The following is a 13,693-nucleotide window of genomic DNA, read 5'->3' as shown; positions in this document are numbered from 1 at the left end:
TAAATAACGCGCGATTATATCCAAATATAAATTTAAAGCGTTTTAAGGCGGTGCGGCGGGCTTGCTCGGTCGGCGGGCATAATCTTTTTATTAGATTAATCAAGTATAATTTAAAAAATCTACTACGAACGGACGTCAAAATGCATAAAACTTTTACCTCTAGATGGGCCTTTATCATCGCCTGCGTTGGCTCTGCCGTGGGCATGGCAAACGTCTGGGGCTTCCCGTATAAAGTCGGCTCAAACGGCGGCGGCGCATTTTTGCTTATTTACGTGCTTTTTATCGCGATATTTTCCTACGTCGGGCTATCTGCGGAGTATGCTATCGGTAGACGCGCTAAAACCGGTACGCTAGGCTCCTATGAATACGCCTGGAAGAGCCGAAACTGGGGTACTTTCGGTAAAATTTTAGGCTGGATACCGTTAGCGGGCTCGATGTGTATAGCTACCGGCTACGCGGTCATCATCGCGTATGTCTTAAAGGCGCTGTTTCAGGCAATCACGGGCTCGCTGATGACCGTGGATACGAACACTTGGTTTGACTCCTTTGCGTTTTCGTCCTATTCGGTCGTGCCGTTTCATTTTATCGTCGTTGCCGGCACGCTATTTACGCTATTTTTCGGCGCGCATAGTATAGAAAAAACGGGCAAAATCATGATGCCGCTTTTTTTTATTCTATTTTTTATTTTAGCGATTAGGGTGGCGTTTTTAGACGGGGCGTTTGGCGGGTATAAATTTATCTTTCACAGCGACTGGGGTAAGCTAGCCGATCCTATGGTTTGGGTATCGGCGATGGGGCAAGCATTTTTCTCGCTATCTATCACGGGTTCTGGTATGATAGTTTACGGCGCGTATTTGCATAAAGACGAAGATATCGTCGATAGCGCGCAAAAAACGGCGATCTTTGATACGATCGCAGCGATGACGGCGGCGCTTGTGATGCTGCCTGCGGTCTTTGCCTACGGCATGGATCCCGCGGCAGGGCCCGGGTTACTTTTCGTAACGCTGCCTAAAATTTTACAAGACATGGTCGGAGGCCAAATTTTTGCGATTATTTTATTTACGGCGGTGATTTTTGGCGGCGTGACGTCGCTACAAAATATGTTTGAAGTCGTCGCCGAGTCGATAATGCACAAATTTCCTAGCCTAAAGCGCGGCGTCGTACTAATCGCGCTTTGCATAATATGCTTTGGTATCGGCGTAAATATGGAGGCCATAACCAGCTGGGGGCCGTGGATGGACTTCGTGTCTATCTACATCATCCCTATCGGCGCGGTGATCGGCGCGGTTTCTTGGTTTTGGGTCATCAAAAAAGAAGAGATCATGGACGAGATAAATACCGGCGCGGCAAAAAAGCAAGGCGCGTTGTGGTATTTTGCCGGCAGATATATCTACGTGCCGATGGCGCTTACGCTTTGTATCATCGCGCTTAGCATGCATATCTCGTTTTAGGGCGCGCGCGTGGCACTCATAGATCTAATCGAAGTTAGTAAAAAATTCGGCCCTAATGAAATTTTAAACAAAGTAAGCCTCAGCGTAAACGAACGCGAGCGCATCGCTATCATCGGTAAAAACGGCAGCGGCAAAAGCACGCTCATGAAGCTAGTCGCGGGCGCGCTAGAGCCTGATAGCGGCAGGCGTATCGTGCAAGGCGGCATAAAAGTAGAAATGCTCGCGCAAAATCCTAAATTTGACGATGCGGCTACCGTAAAAGACGCGCTAAATTTGGAGCTAAAAGAGATATTTGACGCTAGGGACGAGTATGCCGCGGTGCTAGAAGCGCTCGGACGCGATGCGCAAAACAAAGAACTAAACGCTAGGCAAGACGAGCTAATCAAATTTATCGAGGCAAAAGACGGCTGGCAAATCGAGCGCAAGATCGAGCGCGTGTTGGAGGAGTTTAAGCTAAAAGAGTACGAAAACCGCGCTGTTTCTAGCCTTAGCGGAGGCGAGATACGCCGCGTAGCTCTGGGCGCGCTGATACTTAAAAAGCCAGATGTTTTGCTGCTTGACGAGCCTACCAATCACCTTGACGTTTATATGGTTAGGTTTCTTGAAGATATGCTAAAAAGCTCGCGTCAGACGATAGTTTTTATCTCGCATGATCGCTACTTTATCGACGCGCTAGCAACTAGAAGCGCCGAGATCGAGGAGGGCGCGCTGGCGTCGTTTGAGGGCGGTTATGCGAACTATCTAGCTAAAAAAGAGGAAATCCTAGCCAGCCTAGCCAAATCTCACGAAACGCTGTTAAAACAGCTAAAGGCTGAAGAAGAGTGGCTGCGCCGCGGCGTCAAAGCGCGTCTAAAGCGCAATGAAGGTCGCAAAGAGCGAGTGCTAGCCATGCGCGAAGAGGCGAAGAAAAATCCGGGCGTGATACGCCGCGTCAGGCTGGAGCTTGAGCGGGCGAGCAAAAATTTTAACCAGACGCAAAGCGTAAACCGCAAAAAGATGCTATTTGAGATCAAGCAACTAAGCAAAAACATCGGCGGCAAACAGCTTTTTAAGGATTTTAACGCGCGCGTTTTGCAAGGCGAGCGCATCGCGATAGTTGGACGAAACGGCAGCGGCAAAAGCACTCTTATTAAAATTTTACTCGGGTTTGAAAAGCCTAGCAGCGGCGAGATCAAGCGCGGCGAGGTGCGCGTGGGGTACTTTGATCAGTCGCGAAGCGCGCTGGATGACGATAAGAGCCTCATCGAGACATTTTGCCCAAACGGCGGCGATCACGTCATGGTGCGCGGGCGAAATATGCACGTCTACGGCTACCTTAAAAATTTCCTATTTCCTAAAGAATTCCTCGATAAACCCATCGGCGTGCTAAGCGGCGGTGAGAAAAACCGCGTGGCGCTCGCGCTGCTTTTTAGCAAAGAGTACGATGTGCTCGTGCTAGATGAGCCCACAAACGACCTTGATATCGCCACTATTAACATCCTTGAGGACTATCTGCAAAGCTTTGAAGGCGCTATCATCATCGTGAGTCACGACCGCTACTTCGTCGATAAGATCGCGCACAAGCTCTGGGCCTTTGAGGGCACTCAAATAGAGGTGCTGCATCAAGAGTACAGCGTCTATCTTGAGCTAGAAGACGAATTAGCCGAGCTTGGTAAATTTGAAGAAAGCCTAGCAAGTGAGGCAGAGCAAGCGCAAAAGCAAAAGAGCAAAACAAGCGCGAAGCTAAGCTACAAACAAACGCAAATTTTATCCTTACACCCCGAAAAAATCGCCGCACTGGAAGCTAAGATAAAAGAGCTAAATGCGGGCCTTAGCGATCCTAAAATCTATCAGCAAATCGGCCTAACCGCGCTTTATAGCGACCTAGAAGCGGCTAAAAACGAGCTTGAAACGCTAGAGAACGAATACTTTGAAGTCTTGGAAATCGCCGAAAATTTGGAGCAAATTTGAAAAAATTTACCAAAATCGGCAGGGTTAGCGGGCTATATGTGAGGACGATCAAGCTAAACGAGGCCGTCGCCGTTAGCTTTGAGGTTGGCGGCCAGAGATTTAGCGCGACGTTTTCGCCGCAAAAATTTGATCTAGAAACGGGCGATCTAGTCAAAGTAGAGTATGAAAAAGACGGCTTTTTGAACAAAATTCTCACCTTTGAGACGCTTGCTAAAAACAACGAAAACGCGAGCAAAAGCGTGAAATTTTTAAACATTTTTGCCTTTATTTGCTTTGTTTGCATTAGTTTGCTGCTATTTAGCGGGATAGCGACCTCGCTTGTTACGAGCGGCGGAGAGTTTGGCTTTGGCGATATTACGACGCTTGCTATACTTTGCATGGCGTGCTATCTCGCGGTGAGAGCAACCGTGTCTAAATTTAAAATTTTGAGGCATTTTGCATAAAATTTGAGCTCGGTAAAAAAAGAGCTTTTAAAAATAGGCGGCACTTTGAAAGATAAAAAATTTATATTACTTTGCTTATTTGCGCTTTTTTCCGTGCTTTTTACGGTATTTTTTATGGTTTACGTCGCTAGCTACGAGGAGGAGAACGAATTTACTCAGATAGGTAGCAGCGAATTTTACGCGACGCCGCAGGGTAAAATTTACGCGCTCATCCCAAGCGGAGGCAAATTTGAGCTAAAAGGCGTGCGGGCGGATAAATTTAAAGTCCTTGCGCCCGGCGGTTATCGCGGGCGAAACGTCGGTATGGACGAAAACGCCGTCTACTGCGGCAATCTACCCATGACCGGACTAGATCCATCTCGCGCTAGGGCGATTGGCAACGGATATTTTACGGACGGCGAGATTAGCTATTTTTGTAGCGACGTAGGCGAGAGAAACTACGAGCTAGGCGGCTTTAGCGAGGCGGCTCAAACTATGGCATACGCGATACTGGGCGCTGATAAACCGCAAAGCTATATCTATAAAACCCAGCGCGTTTCTAGCGTAAATTTAGCCCCGATTTTAGATTTAGGTTTTGCGGCGGAAAAAGCGGCTTTGGGCGGCGAAAGCGGCAGGGTGTATTTTGAGGGCAAGCAGCTAGAGGGCGCAGACGCCAGGGCGCTAAGATACGTGCTAGACGCGCGCGGACGAACTAGCGATTTTTACGTCACGGACGGGCGAAACGTCTATTTTAAAAGCTCGCGGCTTGCGGTCAAATTTACGGCAGAGCTACACGAGGCGGCATATTTTAACGGCGCGCACTATCTTTTGGAGCCCTCTAGCGGCGCGGTTTATGCAGATGAGCATGAGTTTGCGCCCGAATTTGCGCCTTATTCGCTACCCTTTGGCGTCTCCGGCGCGCACGCCTATCATCTACTTTTTCGCAGCAAGGGCGGGATTTACTTTTGGGAGCGCGAAAGCGGTGAGCTAAAACGCGCCGCGGCGGATCCGTTTACGGGTGAAATTTCGCCGCTTGCGTGTAGTGTTTTTATTAGCGGCGCTCAGACTTATTTCGTGCAGAGCCGCGAAGTGTGGCACAGAAATAAGAGCGGCAGGCGGTTAAGCTCGCGTCATACGGAGCTTTTTAGGCTTGAAACTGGCGAGCAATGGCGCAAAATAGGCCTTGTTCGTAACGGCGTATACGGCGCGGTTTACGCAAACGGCGATAAAATTTACTATTTTGACGCGATGGGGACTGGGCAGCTCATAGACTCTAGCGTCTACGAGATCGCGGATACTGAGGTCATCGAGATCCTGACGCGGCCGTATGATCCGCGCGGTAAAAATCTTGGCAGCGAGGATATCCGCAAGATGATAAAAGATGGTCAGCTCGTACCGGCGCAAGGCGAGCTAGTTTTTGAGGCGGTTACTAACTACGATGGTGTGGAGAGGTATTATCTTTGGATATTTTTAGGGGTTGCGATTTTAGCGGCGGTTGCGGGCAAAGCCTACGAATATAAAAGCCGCGCAAAAGCGGTAGAAAACGAAACAGAGACAAAACCTCGCGGCAAGGTAAAATTTAGACTGTAAATTTGCTTAAAACGCCCAAATTTGACGCTGTGCTCGCCGCTAGCAAATTTTAATCAAATTTTCGCTAAAATCGGGTCAAATTTAAAAGGAGTGCAAATGAAACTGGGAAATTTTTCCGCAAACTCAAGCCTAAGCAATCAATACCTAGAACAAGCTCAAAATAACAGCGCAAAAGCCATAAATAACATCTCCGCACAGCGCGCTCTAAGCGGTATCGACAGCGCAAATCTAGCTATCGCAGACTCGCTACGCTCTCAAAGCTCCACGCTGGAGCAGGGCGTCGCAAACGCAAACGACGCTATCGGCATACTGCAGATCGCAGACTCCGCGCTAGCAAATATCACGAAAAGCGCCGACCGCATCAGCGAGCTATCGGTCAGATATAACGGCGGCATCCTAAACGCTGACCAGCAAAAGATGATAAAAAGCGAGGCGGATGCGCTCGTGGGCGCGATGAGAGAGAGTACGCAGCAGGCGAGTTTTAACGGTAAGAACGTATTTGGCGGGCAGATGAGCTTCCTAACCGGCAACGGCACGGCGAGCGTAAATTTAAATGCGCCTGATTTTAGCGGTATAGACGTGAGCAACGGCGATAGCGTGAGTAAATTTATCGGTAGCATAAACGCTCTGCGAGGCGAGATCGGTGCTGCGCAAAACGGCATAATCTCGGGTATCAACGCAAGCCTAACCAAAAACGTCGCGCTAAGGCAAAGCGAGTCGCAGCTACAAAATAACGACATCGCTAAAAATCTAAGCGCTTTTAAGCAAAACGACCTGCAAGCAAACGCCGCGATCCTTGCTCAAGCGCACAATACCGCAAGCTTGCAAAGCCAGTTTAACAGGCTTTTAGGCTAAATTTAACTGCTTTACATTTTAGCCGCTACGCTCCTTGGCGGCTAAAATGTTTTTGTTTTTACTCCTTGTTTTTACTCCGACTTTTGCGATCTAATCGCGCCTTAAATCAATCGGTCAAATTTTACTTTCACGTTTAATGTTGCTTTCACGCTTTGTGATTAAAATATTTATATAGCAAATGCTCGGCGCGGCAAATTTTACCTAAACTCTCCACATCACTTTAGCTAAAATTATCATTATGACGCACAAAACAAGGGCAATGACATGCGAGTATTTACCGAAAGGATCAGGCTTTTTGAGCTTATAGACGTAAAAGAGCGATATCGCCGTGATTAGGCACATTAGCCCCAGCACGCCGATTTTTGCCATTAGCAAGATCTGAAACGAGCTACCAAACCATCCATTTTCACCGCCTAGATATTCCTTTGCCATAAAAATGCCGCTGATAATTAACATCAAAAACGCCGTACCGAAAACCTTTGCGCTGCCTTTGGTGTAGGCCTTTTTGACGCGAGCGAGCGTATCCTCGTCTATATGCTTTTTTGCAAACGGAAATATACAAACGTCAAAAAACACGTAACCGACGAAGGCGACGGCGCTCAAAATATGAACGATCAGGAAAAATAGATACATCTAAGGCCTTTTTGTTTGATTATATTTAAATAAGCCGCCCAAACGGATGATTTTGATTAAGGATTGCGCGGAAGAGGGTTAAATTTATCGGCGAGGCGGCAAATTTGTAAAAAAGCTTTATGAGGTCAAATTTGAATAGATTTGTAAATTTAGGATTGCGTAAAATTTAAAAGAAAATTATAAAAACCGCCCGTCAAATTTAACGGGCGGGGCAAATTTAAGGGTGCGTAAAAACGCTAAAACCTTAAATTTACGTTTGAAGCCCTTGCTAAAACAAGGGCTAAATTTTACTCTACTTCGGCGTCGATGACGTCGTCGTCTTTTTTCTTACCGCCGTTTGCTTGCTCGCCTGCGGCGCCGTCTTTTTTATACATCGCTTCGGCTAGCTTGTGGCTGGCTTCGCTTAGAGTTTTGACCTTTGCGTCGATCTGCTCTTTGCTAGCGTTTTCGTCTTTTAGCGTCTCTTTTAGCTCGTCAAGCGCCTTTTGGATGCGCTCTCTGTCCTCGGCCGGGATCTTTTCGCCTAGCTCATCAAGGCTCTTTTGCGTTTGGTGTGCTAGCGCGTCGGCTTGGTTGCGCGCCTCTACCGCGTCTTTGCGTTTTTTATCGTCCTCTTTGTGTAGCTCGGCGTCTTTGACCATGTTGTTAATCTCATCCTCGCTTAGGCCGCTTGAGCCTGAGATCGTGATGTTTTGGGCTTTACCGGTAGCCTTATCTTTAGCTGAAACCGTTAGGATGCCGTTGGCGTCGATGTCAAACTCTACTTCGATCTGCGGTACTCCGCGAGGAGCGGCAGGGATGCCCTCTAGGTTAAACTGACCCAAAGACTTGTTATCGCGGGCAAATTCGCGCTCGCCTTGTAGTACGTGGATCGTGACGGCGCTTTGGTTATCCTCGGCGGTTGAAAATACCTGATTTTTCTTAACCGGAATAGTCGTGCCTTTTTCGATGATTTTTGTCATCACGCCGCCTAGAGTCTCGATGCCTAGGCTTAGCGGAGTGACGTCTAGGAGCAACACGTCCTTCACGTCGCCTTTGATTACCGCGCCTTGGATCGCCGCGCCGATAGCTACGACCTCGTCCGGATTTACGCTTTTATTTAGCTCTTTGCCAAACGCCTTTTTGACCTCTTCTTGAACTAAAGGCACGCGCGTCGAGCCGCCCACCATGACGATTTCTTTGACATCGGATTTGCTTAGGCCGGCGTCTTTTACGACCTCGTTTATCTTGGTGATTGTTTGAGCGACCAGATCCTCGATCATACCTTCAAATTTAGCCCTAGTTAGCGTCTTTGTAAGGTGTTTAGGACCCGTAGCGTCGGCGGTAATAAACGGTAAATTTATCGTCGTTTCTTGAGCCGAGCTTAGCTCTTTTTTAGCCGTTTCGGCCGCCTCTTTTAGGCGTTGCATAGCCATCACGTCGGTTTTTAGATCGATGCCCGAGTCGCTTTTAAATTCGCTCGTTAGCCAGTCGATTAGGCGGTTATCGAAATCATCGCCGCCTAGAAACGCATTACCGCCGGTAGCTAGAACCTCGACCACGTTGTCGCCGGTTTCTAGTACGGTAACGTCAAACGTACCGCCGCCTAGGTCGTAAACCATGATCTTTTCGGACTCTTTTTTATCTAGGCCGTAAGCAAGAGCCGCCGCGGTAGGCTCGTTTATGATACGAAGCACGTTTAGTCCCGCGATGGTTCCTGCTTCTTTAGTTGCCTTTCTTTGGCTGTCGTTAAAGTACGCAGGCACCGTGATGACGGCGTCTACGACAGTTTCGCCCAGATAGCTTTCCGCATCCTCTTTTAGTTTCATTAGCACTTTGGCCGAGATTTCTTGCGGAGTGTAGACTTTGCCTGCGATCTCGATAGCGCACGCGCCGTTTCTATCTACGACGTGGTACGGTAGCCTAGCTTTAGCCTCCTGCGCGTTTTTCTCGTTGCTCATTAGACCCATTATTCTTTTTATAGAGTAGATGGTTTTTTCAGGGTTGGTTACGGCTTGGCGTTTTGCACTATCGCCTACTAAAATTTCGCCCTTATCGGTAAACGCCACGACCGAAGGAGTCGTGTTTTTGCCCTCTTTGTTCGGGATTACTTTGCTCTCGCCTCTCTCATACACGCTTACGCATGAATTCGTCGTTCCTAGGTCTATACCTATTACTTTTGCCATTGTTTATCCTTTTTATTAAATTTTTATTTTAAATTTTACTTTGCTATCGACACCATCGCAGGGCGTAAAATCCTGCCGTTGATGAGGTAGCCTTTTTGTATCACTTGCACGATCTTGCCTTTTTCCACGTCTTCGCTCTCTACTTGGAGCATGGCGTTGTGGAAATTCGGGTCAAAGTCCTCGTTCGCTTCGATCGCCGTGATGCCGTTTTTCTCGAAACATTTTTTAAACTGATCTATCGTTATATAAATTCCTTCTTTGATTTTCGCCGCGTATTCGTCGCCTTCGGTTTCAAAATTTACCGCCATCTCAAGCGCGTCTATCACTGGAAGCAGATCTCGCGCGAATTTTTCGTTCGCATACGTCGCGATGTCCGCTTTTTCCTTTTCAAAACGCCTTTTGATGTTTTCAAAGTCCGCATTGGCTCTATAATACTTATCCGTTAGCTCCTCAAGCTGCTTTTGAAGCTCGACGTACTTCGCGTCTAGGCCCTCAAAGCTGATACTCTCGTCGAAATTTGACGGGATTTGCTGCTCAAGCTCCACGTTTTCATTCTCGTTCATGCCGCCTCCTTTAGGTTGTTTAAAAATCTTTCATAATCATTGTAAATACTGCCCGCGCAAAGCATTTTAGCCTCTTTGCCGTCAAAATTTACGCCTAGCTTCATGCCTAGGTAGTTCTCGCCGAAAAATACCAAATTTGAGTCAAAAACCATCTCAAAGCTAGGGCTTAGCGCGTTTTTAAAACTCTCTCCGAAAATTTCAAGCGCTATCTTTTCGTTTTCTAAAAAGCGAATTTTAGTGCGCTTTAGTTCGGCTATTTTGTTTCTTAGCTCGTTTAGACCCACCTGTATACAGGTAAGCTCGAGTCTATCTAGGTCTATGCCGATAAGATTACTCAAAAACTTCTCGACTTTCGAGTTAAATTTGAGTGCGATCTCGTCCTCGCTAAAGCTCAAAATCAAAAATCTATTGTTTAAATTTAAGACCTCATTTAGCGTTTGGGTTTTGCTTTCAAAAACCATCGCGTAAATTTCAAATTTATCGCTTAGCAACTTTAGTAGGCTAGGATTTGCGATATCTAGCGTCTCGCCAAGATTTAACCTAGCTCGCCAATAATCCCTCATCGTCGCAGCCGTCGGTATCCTGCCGCCGCTAACGTGAAACTGGGTAATCGCACCCTCGTCGGAGAGCTTTTTAAAATAAACCCTGATCGTAGAGGCCGGGATCGACATCGCCATACGCGAACCAAGCTCGCTAGAGCCGATCGGAGCGTTGTCGCTAAGATAAGCTTGAATGATAGAATCAAGTATTAGATCTCGCTTGCTCACCTTTATCATATTAGCACTCTCTCCTTTAAATTGCTAGGTGCATTATACAACATTGAGCGAATAATTGTCAAGTGCTATAGTTAAAAAAAATTATTTAGGTAAACTGAGTGTAACTGGCTCAATGTCGGAAGGGTAAAATTTGGGTGAAATGAGCGGTATGCGGGAAAATTTAAATCTATTTAATGTAAGAGAATGGTAAATTTGGTTTTTGCTCAATTTTTAGGAATCTAAAATTTGATGTGCTAAATTTTGAAAATAAATTAAGAAGTAAAATTTGAAAGAAAAGCCCCGAATTTGGGGCTTAGGATTATTTATCTCTGAGATTTAGCTCAGTGATAACTTTTGTGTAAGCTGCGTAATCTTTAGCTTTTAGATATTTCATCAAGCGTTTTCTGCGGCCGACTATTTTAAGTAGTCCGAGGCGAGACGAGTGATCTTTTTTGTAGATTTTTAGGTGCTCGGTTAGCTCCTCGACCCTTGCTGTTAGCAATGCGATCTGAACTTCCGGAGAACCTGTATCTTTCTCTTTTCTAGCGAATTTCGCAACAATTTCTGCTTTTTTAGCCGAATCCAAAGCCATAATGACCTCCTGATTGGTGAGATTAAAAAAGGCGATTATATCATAAAAATCAAAAAATGCGGCGCCTGTTTTAAAAAATATTGATTTAATCAAATTTGCAGATAAAATTTAATAAAATATCCGCAAAAAATTTAAGGGGAATTTATGCTTTTGACAAAAGCAAGCGAATACGCGCTGCTTTCGCTGATTTACATAGCGCAAAAAGACGCTCCCTCGGACGTCGATACGATGTCGGGCGAGCTTGAGATATCAAAAAGCTTTTTGGCCAAAATTTTGCAAAATTTAGCTAGAGAGGGCATTTTGGTTTCGTTTAAGGGCGCAAACGGCGGATTTATGCTCGCGCAAAAACCTGAAGAAATCAGCATAAAAAGGATAATCGAAAGCGCAGAAAAGCGTAAAATGGCGGTATTTGAGTGCTCTATCTCGGCTGATAGCTGTGCCTCCAGCAAGGGCGGAATGTGTCAAATTTGGCCGATGTTTAGCGCGCTTCAGTCTAAAATTGACGATTTTTTAGATACGATTACGTTAGCAAATATAATCAAGAAGTAAATTTTGGCAAAACAAAAGCGCAATATCCTAACTCTGGTCGCACCGTTTTTAGAGCCTGTCGTCAGGTTTAAGGGGCTCACGATCGTCGGCGTCATAATCGCCATCCTTGCGATCATCATCGTGCCGCTTCCTAGTGCGGTTTTGGACTTTTTTCTTGCGCTTTCCATCTCTATCTCGGTGCTTATCATCCTGATCGCCGTTTATGTGCCAAAGCCTACCGACCTTAGTACGTTTCCAACGCTTATTCTCATCATCACGCTTTTTAGACTCTCGCTAAACATAGCCACCACGCGTATGATTTTGAGCGAAGGACACAACGGTCCCGATGCCGTGAGCGAGATAATCTCGAGCTTCGGACAGTTCGTCGTAGGCGGCAACTACGTCATCGGCGTGATCGTCTTTACAATCCTAGTTCTTATAAATTTCATGGTCGTTACAAAAGGTTCGACGCGCGTGAGCGAGGTGCAGGCGAGATTTACGCTCGATGCGATGCCGGGTAAGCAAATGGCGATAGACGCCGACCTAAACGCTGGTCTAATCGACGAAAAGACCGCTAGAGAGCGCCGCGAAGCTATCATCAGCGAGGCGAATTTTTACGGAGCGATGGATGGTTCGTCTAAATTTATAAAAGGCGATGCTGTCGCGGGCATCATCATCACTATCATAAACATCGTCGGCGGCTTTCTTATCGGCTCGTTTCAGTACGGCCTAGATATGGCTACTTCGGCGCAAAACTACACGATCCTAACGATCGGCGACGGCTTAGTGAGCCAGATACCTGGCCTCATCACGTCGACGGCTACGGCGATTATCATCACTCGAGCTAGCAAGGATGATGAAAATTTCGCCGAAGGCTCGCTAACGCAGCTACTAGGCGAATATAAAACGCTTCTAATAGTAGGCTTTATACTATTTATCTTTGCTCTAGTTCCCGGGCTTCCGACGCTATCTCTCGGATTTATCTCGCTTCTGTTTTTAAGTATGGGTTTTATAATGAAAGAGGTAAAAGAGGGCAAGATAAATTTGACCGCCAAGGCCCAAAGCGCAAGCTCTGCTCAAGGCGAAGAAGAAGGGCAGGCCGCACCAAAACCTCCTAAAAAAAGCGAAGAAGAGATCGCTCGCGAAGAGGAAGCTAAGATAAATGATATCTTAAAGCTTGAAATTTTAGAGCTTGATCTGGGTTACGGCCTTCTAAAGATCGCCGAGACCGATCTCATCGAGCGCATACGAGCGATGCGCCGAAATATCGCGGCACAGCTTGGTTTTTTGATGCCAAAGATCCGTATCCGCGACAACCTCCAACTACCGCCCAACGAATACCGCTTTAAGCTAAAAGGCGTCGTGATCGGGCAGGGGGAAATTTACGCGGATAAATTCCTCGCGATGGATAGCGGACTAGTTAGCGACAACATCGAAGGTATCCCGACTAAAGAGCCAGCGTTTGGCCTAGACGCGCTATGGATCGATGCGAGCGTGAAGGAGGACGCGATACTAAGCGGCTACACGATCGTAGATCCCGCGAGCGTCATCTCCACGCATATGAGCGAGCTGATAAAGCAAAACGCCGCCGAGCTGTTAACTCGCCAAGAGACGCAAAATTTGCTCGACAAGCTAAAATCGGAATACCCCGTCATCGTCGAGGATACGCTGCGCATCGCGCCTATCGGAGTGATCCAAAAGGTGCTAAAAGCGCTGTTAAAAGACCACATCCCGATAAAAGATATGCTAAGCATCCTAGAGGCGCTAAGCGACATCGCCGAGGTTAGCAAGAACCTCGATATGATCGTCGAGCACGTCCGCACCGCGCTTGCTCGCGCTATCACTTCGCTTTACGTCGATGAGGGCGGGCGGTTAAATTTTTACGTGATGGAGCCCGCCGCGCAGCAAAAGCTGATCGACGCCGTGCAGTATAAAGACGGCGCGTATCACCTGATGATAAACGTCTCGCAGACGTCGGCGATCGTGCAGGCTCTGCGCGAGGCGAGGGCGAAGCGGCCGATCTCTGAGTACGGCTCGATGATACTTTGCGTGGAGCCTAGCTTGCGTAAATTTATCGCCGATATCTGCGCGAATTTCGCCATAGATATCACGGTGCTTAGCTTTGCCGAAGTTGCGGCAAATACGCCATTTGAGACGCTAGGCACGATAGAAATATCAAATTTGTAAGG

The 13,693-nt window shown here is 47.0% G+C and carries 12 protein-coding genes; 7 read left to right on the top strand and 5 right to left on the bottom strand.

The genetic code is table 11. The features are described 5' to 3' along the window. The first annotated feature begins 140 nt into the window (after positions 1-140). The 5 genes from E4V70_RS01490 (at position 141) to E4V70_RS01470 (ending at position 6,268) form a co-directional block, all read left to right on the top strand. Positions 141-1,451, top strand: coding sequence for a sodium-dependent transporter (locus E4V70_RS01490; RefSeq protein ID WP_122862206.1), 1,311 nt, complete (start codon positions 141-143; stop codon positions 1,449-1,451). Positions 1,452-1,460: 9 nt separating this feature from the next. Beyond that, positions 1,461-3,401 (top strand): ribosomal protection-like ABC-F family protein, encoded by a 1,941-nt coding sequence (gene abc-f, locus E4V70_RS01485; RefSeq protein WP_122862207.1) that lies wholly within the window; start codon positions 1,461-1,463, stop codon positions 3,399-3,401. Continuing rightward, the gene (locus E4V70_RS01480) at positions 3,398-3,844 is read left to right on the top strand and encodes a hypothetical protein (protein ID WP_122862208.1); all 447 of its coding nucleotides are present in this window, start codon (positions 3,398-3,400) and stop codon (positions 3,842-3,844) included. The genes abc-f and E4V70_RS01480 overlap by 4 nt, the downstream gene beginning before the upstream one ends. A 45-nt stretch (positions 3,845-3,889) precedes the next feature. Beyond that, complete coding sequence (locus E4V70_RS01475; protein WP_122863119.1) at positions 3,890-5,413, top strand: DKNYY domain-containing protein; 1,524 nt, start codon at positions 3,890-3,892, stop codon at positions 5,411-5,413. A gap of 96 nt (positions 5,414-5,509) precedes the next feature. Beyond that, positions 5,510-6,268: a flagellin gene (locus E4V70_RS01470; RefSeq protein WP_163026441.1), complete on the top strand. Its 759-nt coding sequence runs from the start codon at positions 5,510-5,512 to the stop codon at positions 6,266-6,268. A gap of 201 nt (positions 6,269-6,469) precedes the next feature. Here the strand turns inward: E4V70_RS01470 and E4V70_RS01465 are convergent, their stop codons facing one another. The 5 genes from E4V70_RS01465 to rpsO form a co-directional block, all read right to left on the bottom strand. Beyond that, positions 6,470-6,901 carry a trehalose-6-phosphate synthase gene (locus E4V70_RS01465; protein WP_122862210.1) on the bottom strand — a complete coding sequence of 144 codons (432 nt, stop codon included), beginning with the start codon at positions 6,899-6,901 and terminating at the stop codon, positions 6,470-6,472. 287 nt (positions 6,902-7,188) lie between these two features. Next, complete coding sequence (gene dnaK / locus E4V70_RS01460; protein WP_122862211.1) at positions 7,189-9,066, bottom strand: molecular chaperone DnaK; 1,878 nt, start codon at positions 9,064-9,066, stop codon at positions 7,189-7,191. 35 nt (positions 9,067-9,101) lie between these two features. Then, the gene (gene grpE, locus E4V70_RS01455; RefSeq protein ID WP_122862212.1) at positions 9,102-9,629 is read right to left on the bottom strand and encodes a nucleotide exchange factor GrpE; all 528 of its coding nucleotides are present in this window, start codon (positions 9,627-9,629) and stop codon (positions 9,102-9,104) included. Further along, entirely contained in the window at positions 9,626-10,405 is a 780-nt protein-coding gene (locus E4V70_RS01450; RefSeq protein ID WP_122862213.1) for an HrcA family transcriptional regulator, read from the bottom strand. Before E4V70_RS01450 ends, grpE begins: the two co-directional genes overlap by 4 nt. Before the next feature lie 298 nt (positions 10,406-10,703). Then, positions 10,704-10,976, bottom strand: coding sequence for a 30S ribosomal protein S15 (rpsO, locus tag E4V70_RS01445; RefSeq protein ID WP_122863120.1), 273 nt, complete (start codon positions 10,974-10,976; stop codon positions 10,704-10,706). Positions 10,977-11,120: 144 nt separating this feature from the next. Between rpsO and E4V70_RS01440 the strand changes: the two genes are divergently transcribed. Both E4V70_RS01440 and flhA read left to right on the top strand, forming a co-directional pair. Further along, the gene (locus E4V70_RS01440; RefSeq protein WP_002946513.1) at positions 11,121-11,525 is read left to right on the top strand and encodes an RrF2 family transcriptional regulator; all 405 of its coding nucleotides are present in this window, start codon (positions 11,121-11,123) and stop codon (positions 11,523-11,525) included. A 3-nt stretch (positions 11,526-11,528) separates the two neighbouring features. Next, positions 11,529-13,691, top strand: a complete 2,163-nt coding sequence (gene flhA, locus E4V70_RS01435; protein ID WP_122862214.1) for a flagellar biosynthesis protein FlhA — start codon at positions 11,529-11,531, stop codon at positions 13,689-13,691. The last annotated feature ends 2 nt before the right edge of the window (positions 13,692-13,693 follow it).

Origin of the sequence: Campylobacter showae (assembly GCF_900699785.1) — a bacterium.
Lineage (GTDB): Bacteria > Campylobacterota > Campylobacteria > Campylobacterales > Campylobacteraceae > Campylobacter_A > Campylobacter_A showae_D.
The sequence above is the reverse complement of the archived record's forward strand: the minus strand, read 5'-3'. Positions and strand labels throughout refer to the sequence as shown.

Bases quoted from the DNA above. Each gene is read 5' to 3' on its own strand.
- grpE (WP_122862212.1), bottom strand. From the start codon at position 9,629: ATGAACGAGAATGAAAACGTGGAGCTTGAGCAGCAAATCCCGTCAAAT.
- E4V70_RS01490 (WP_122862206.1), top strand. From the start codon at position 141: ATGCATAAAACTTTTACCTCTAGATGGGCCTTTATCATCGCCTGCGTT.
- dnaK (WP_122862211.1), bottom strand. From the start codon at position 9,066: ATGGCAAAAGTAATAGGTATAGACCTAGGAACGACGAATTCATGCGTA.
- E4V70_RS01450 (WP_122862213.1), bottom strand. From the start codon at position 10,405: ATGATAAAGGTGAGCAAGCGAGATCTAATACTTGATTCTATCATTCAA.
- E4V70_RS01470 (WP_163026441.1), top strand. From the start codon at position 5,510: ATGAAACTGGGAAATTTTTCCGCAAACTCAAGCCTAAGCAATCAATAC.
- E4V70_RS01465 (WP_122862210.1), bottom strand. From the start codon at position 6,901: ATGTATCTATTTTTCCTGATCGTTCATATTTTGAGCGCCGTCGCCTTC.
- rpsO (WP_122863120.1), bottom strand. From the start codon at position 10,976: ATGGCTTTGGATTCGGCTAAAAAAGCAGAAATTGTTGCGAAATTCGCT.
- E4V70_RS01440 (WP_002946513.1), top strand. From the start codon at position 11,121: ATGCTTTTGACAAAAGCAAGCGAATACGCGCTGCTTTCGCTGATTTAC.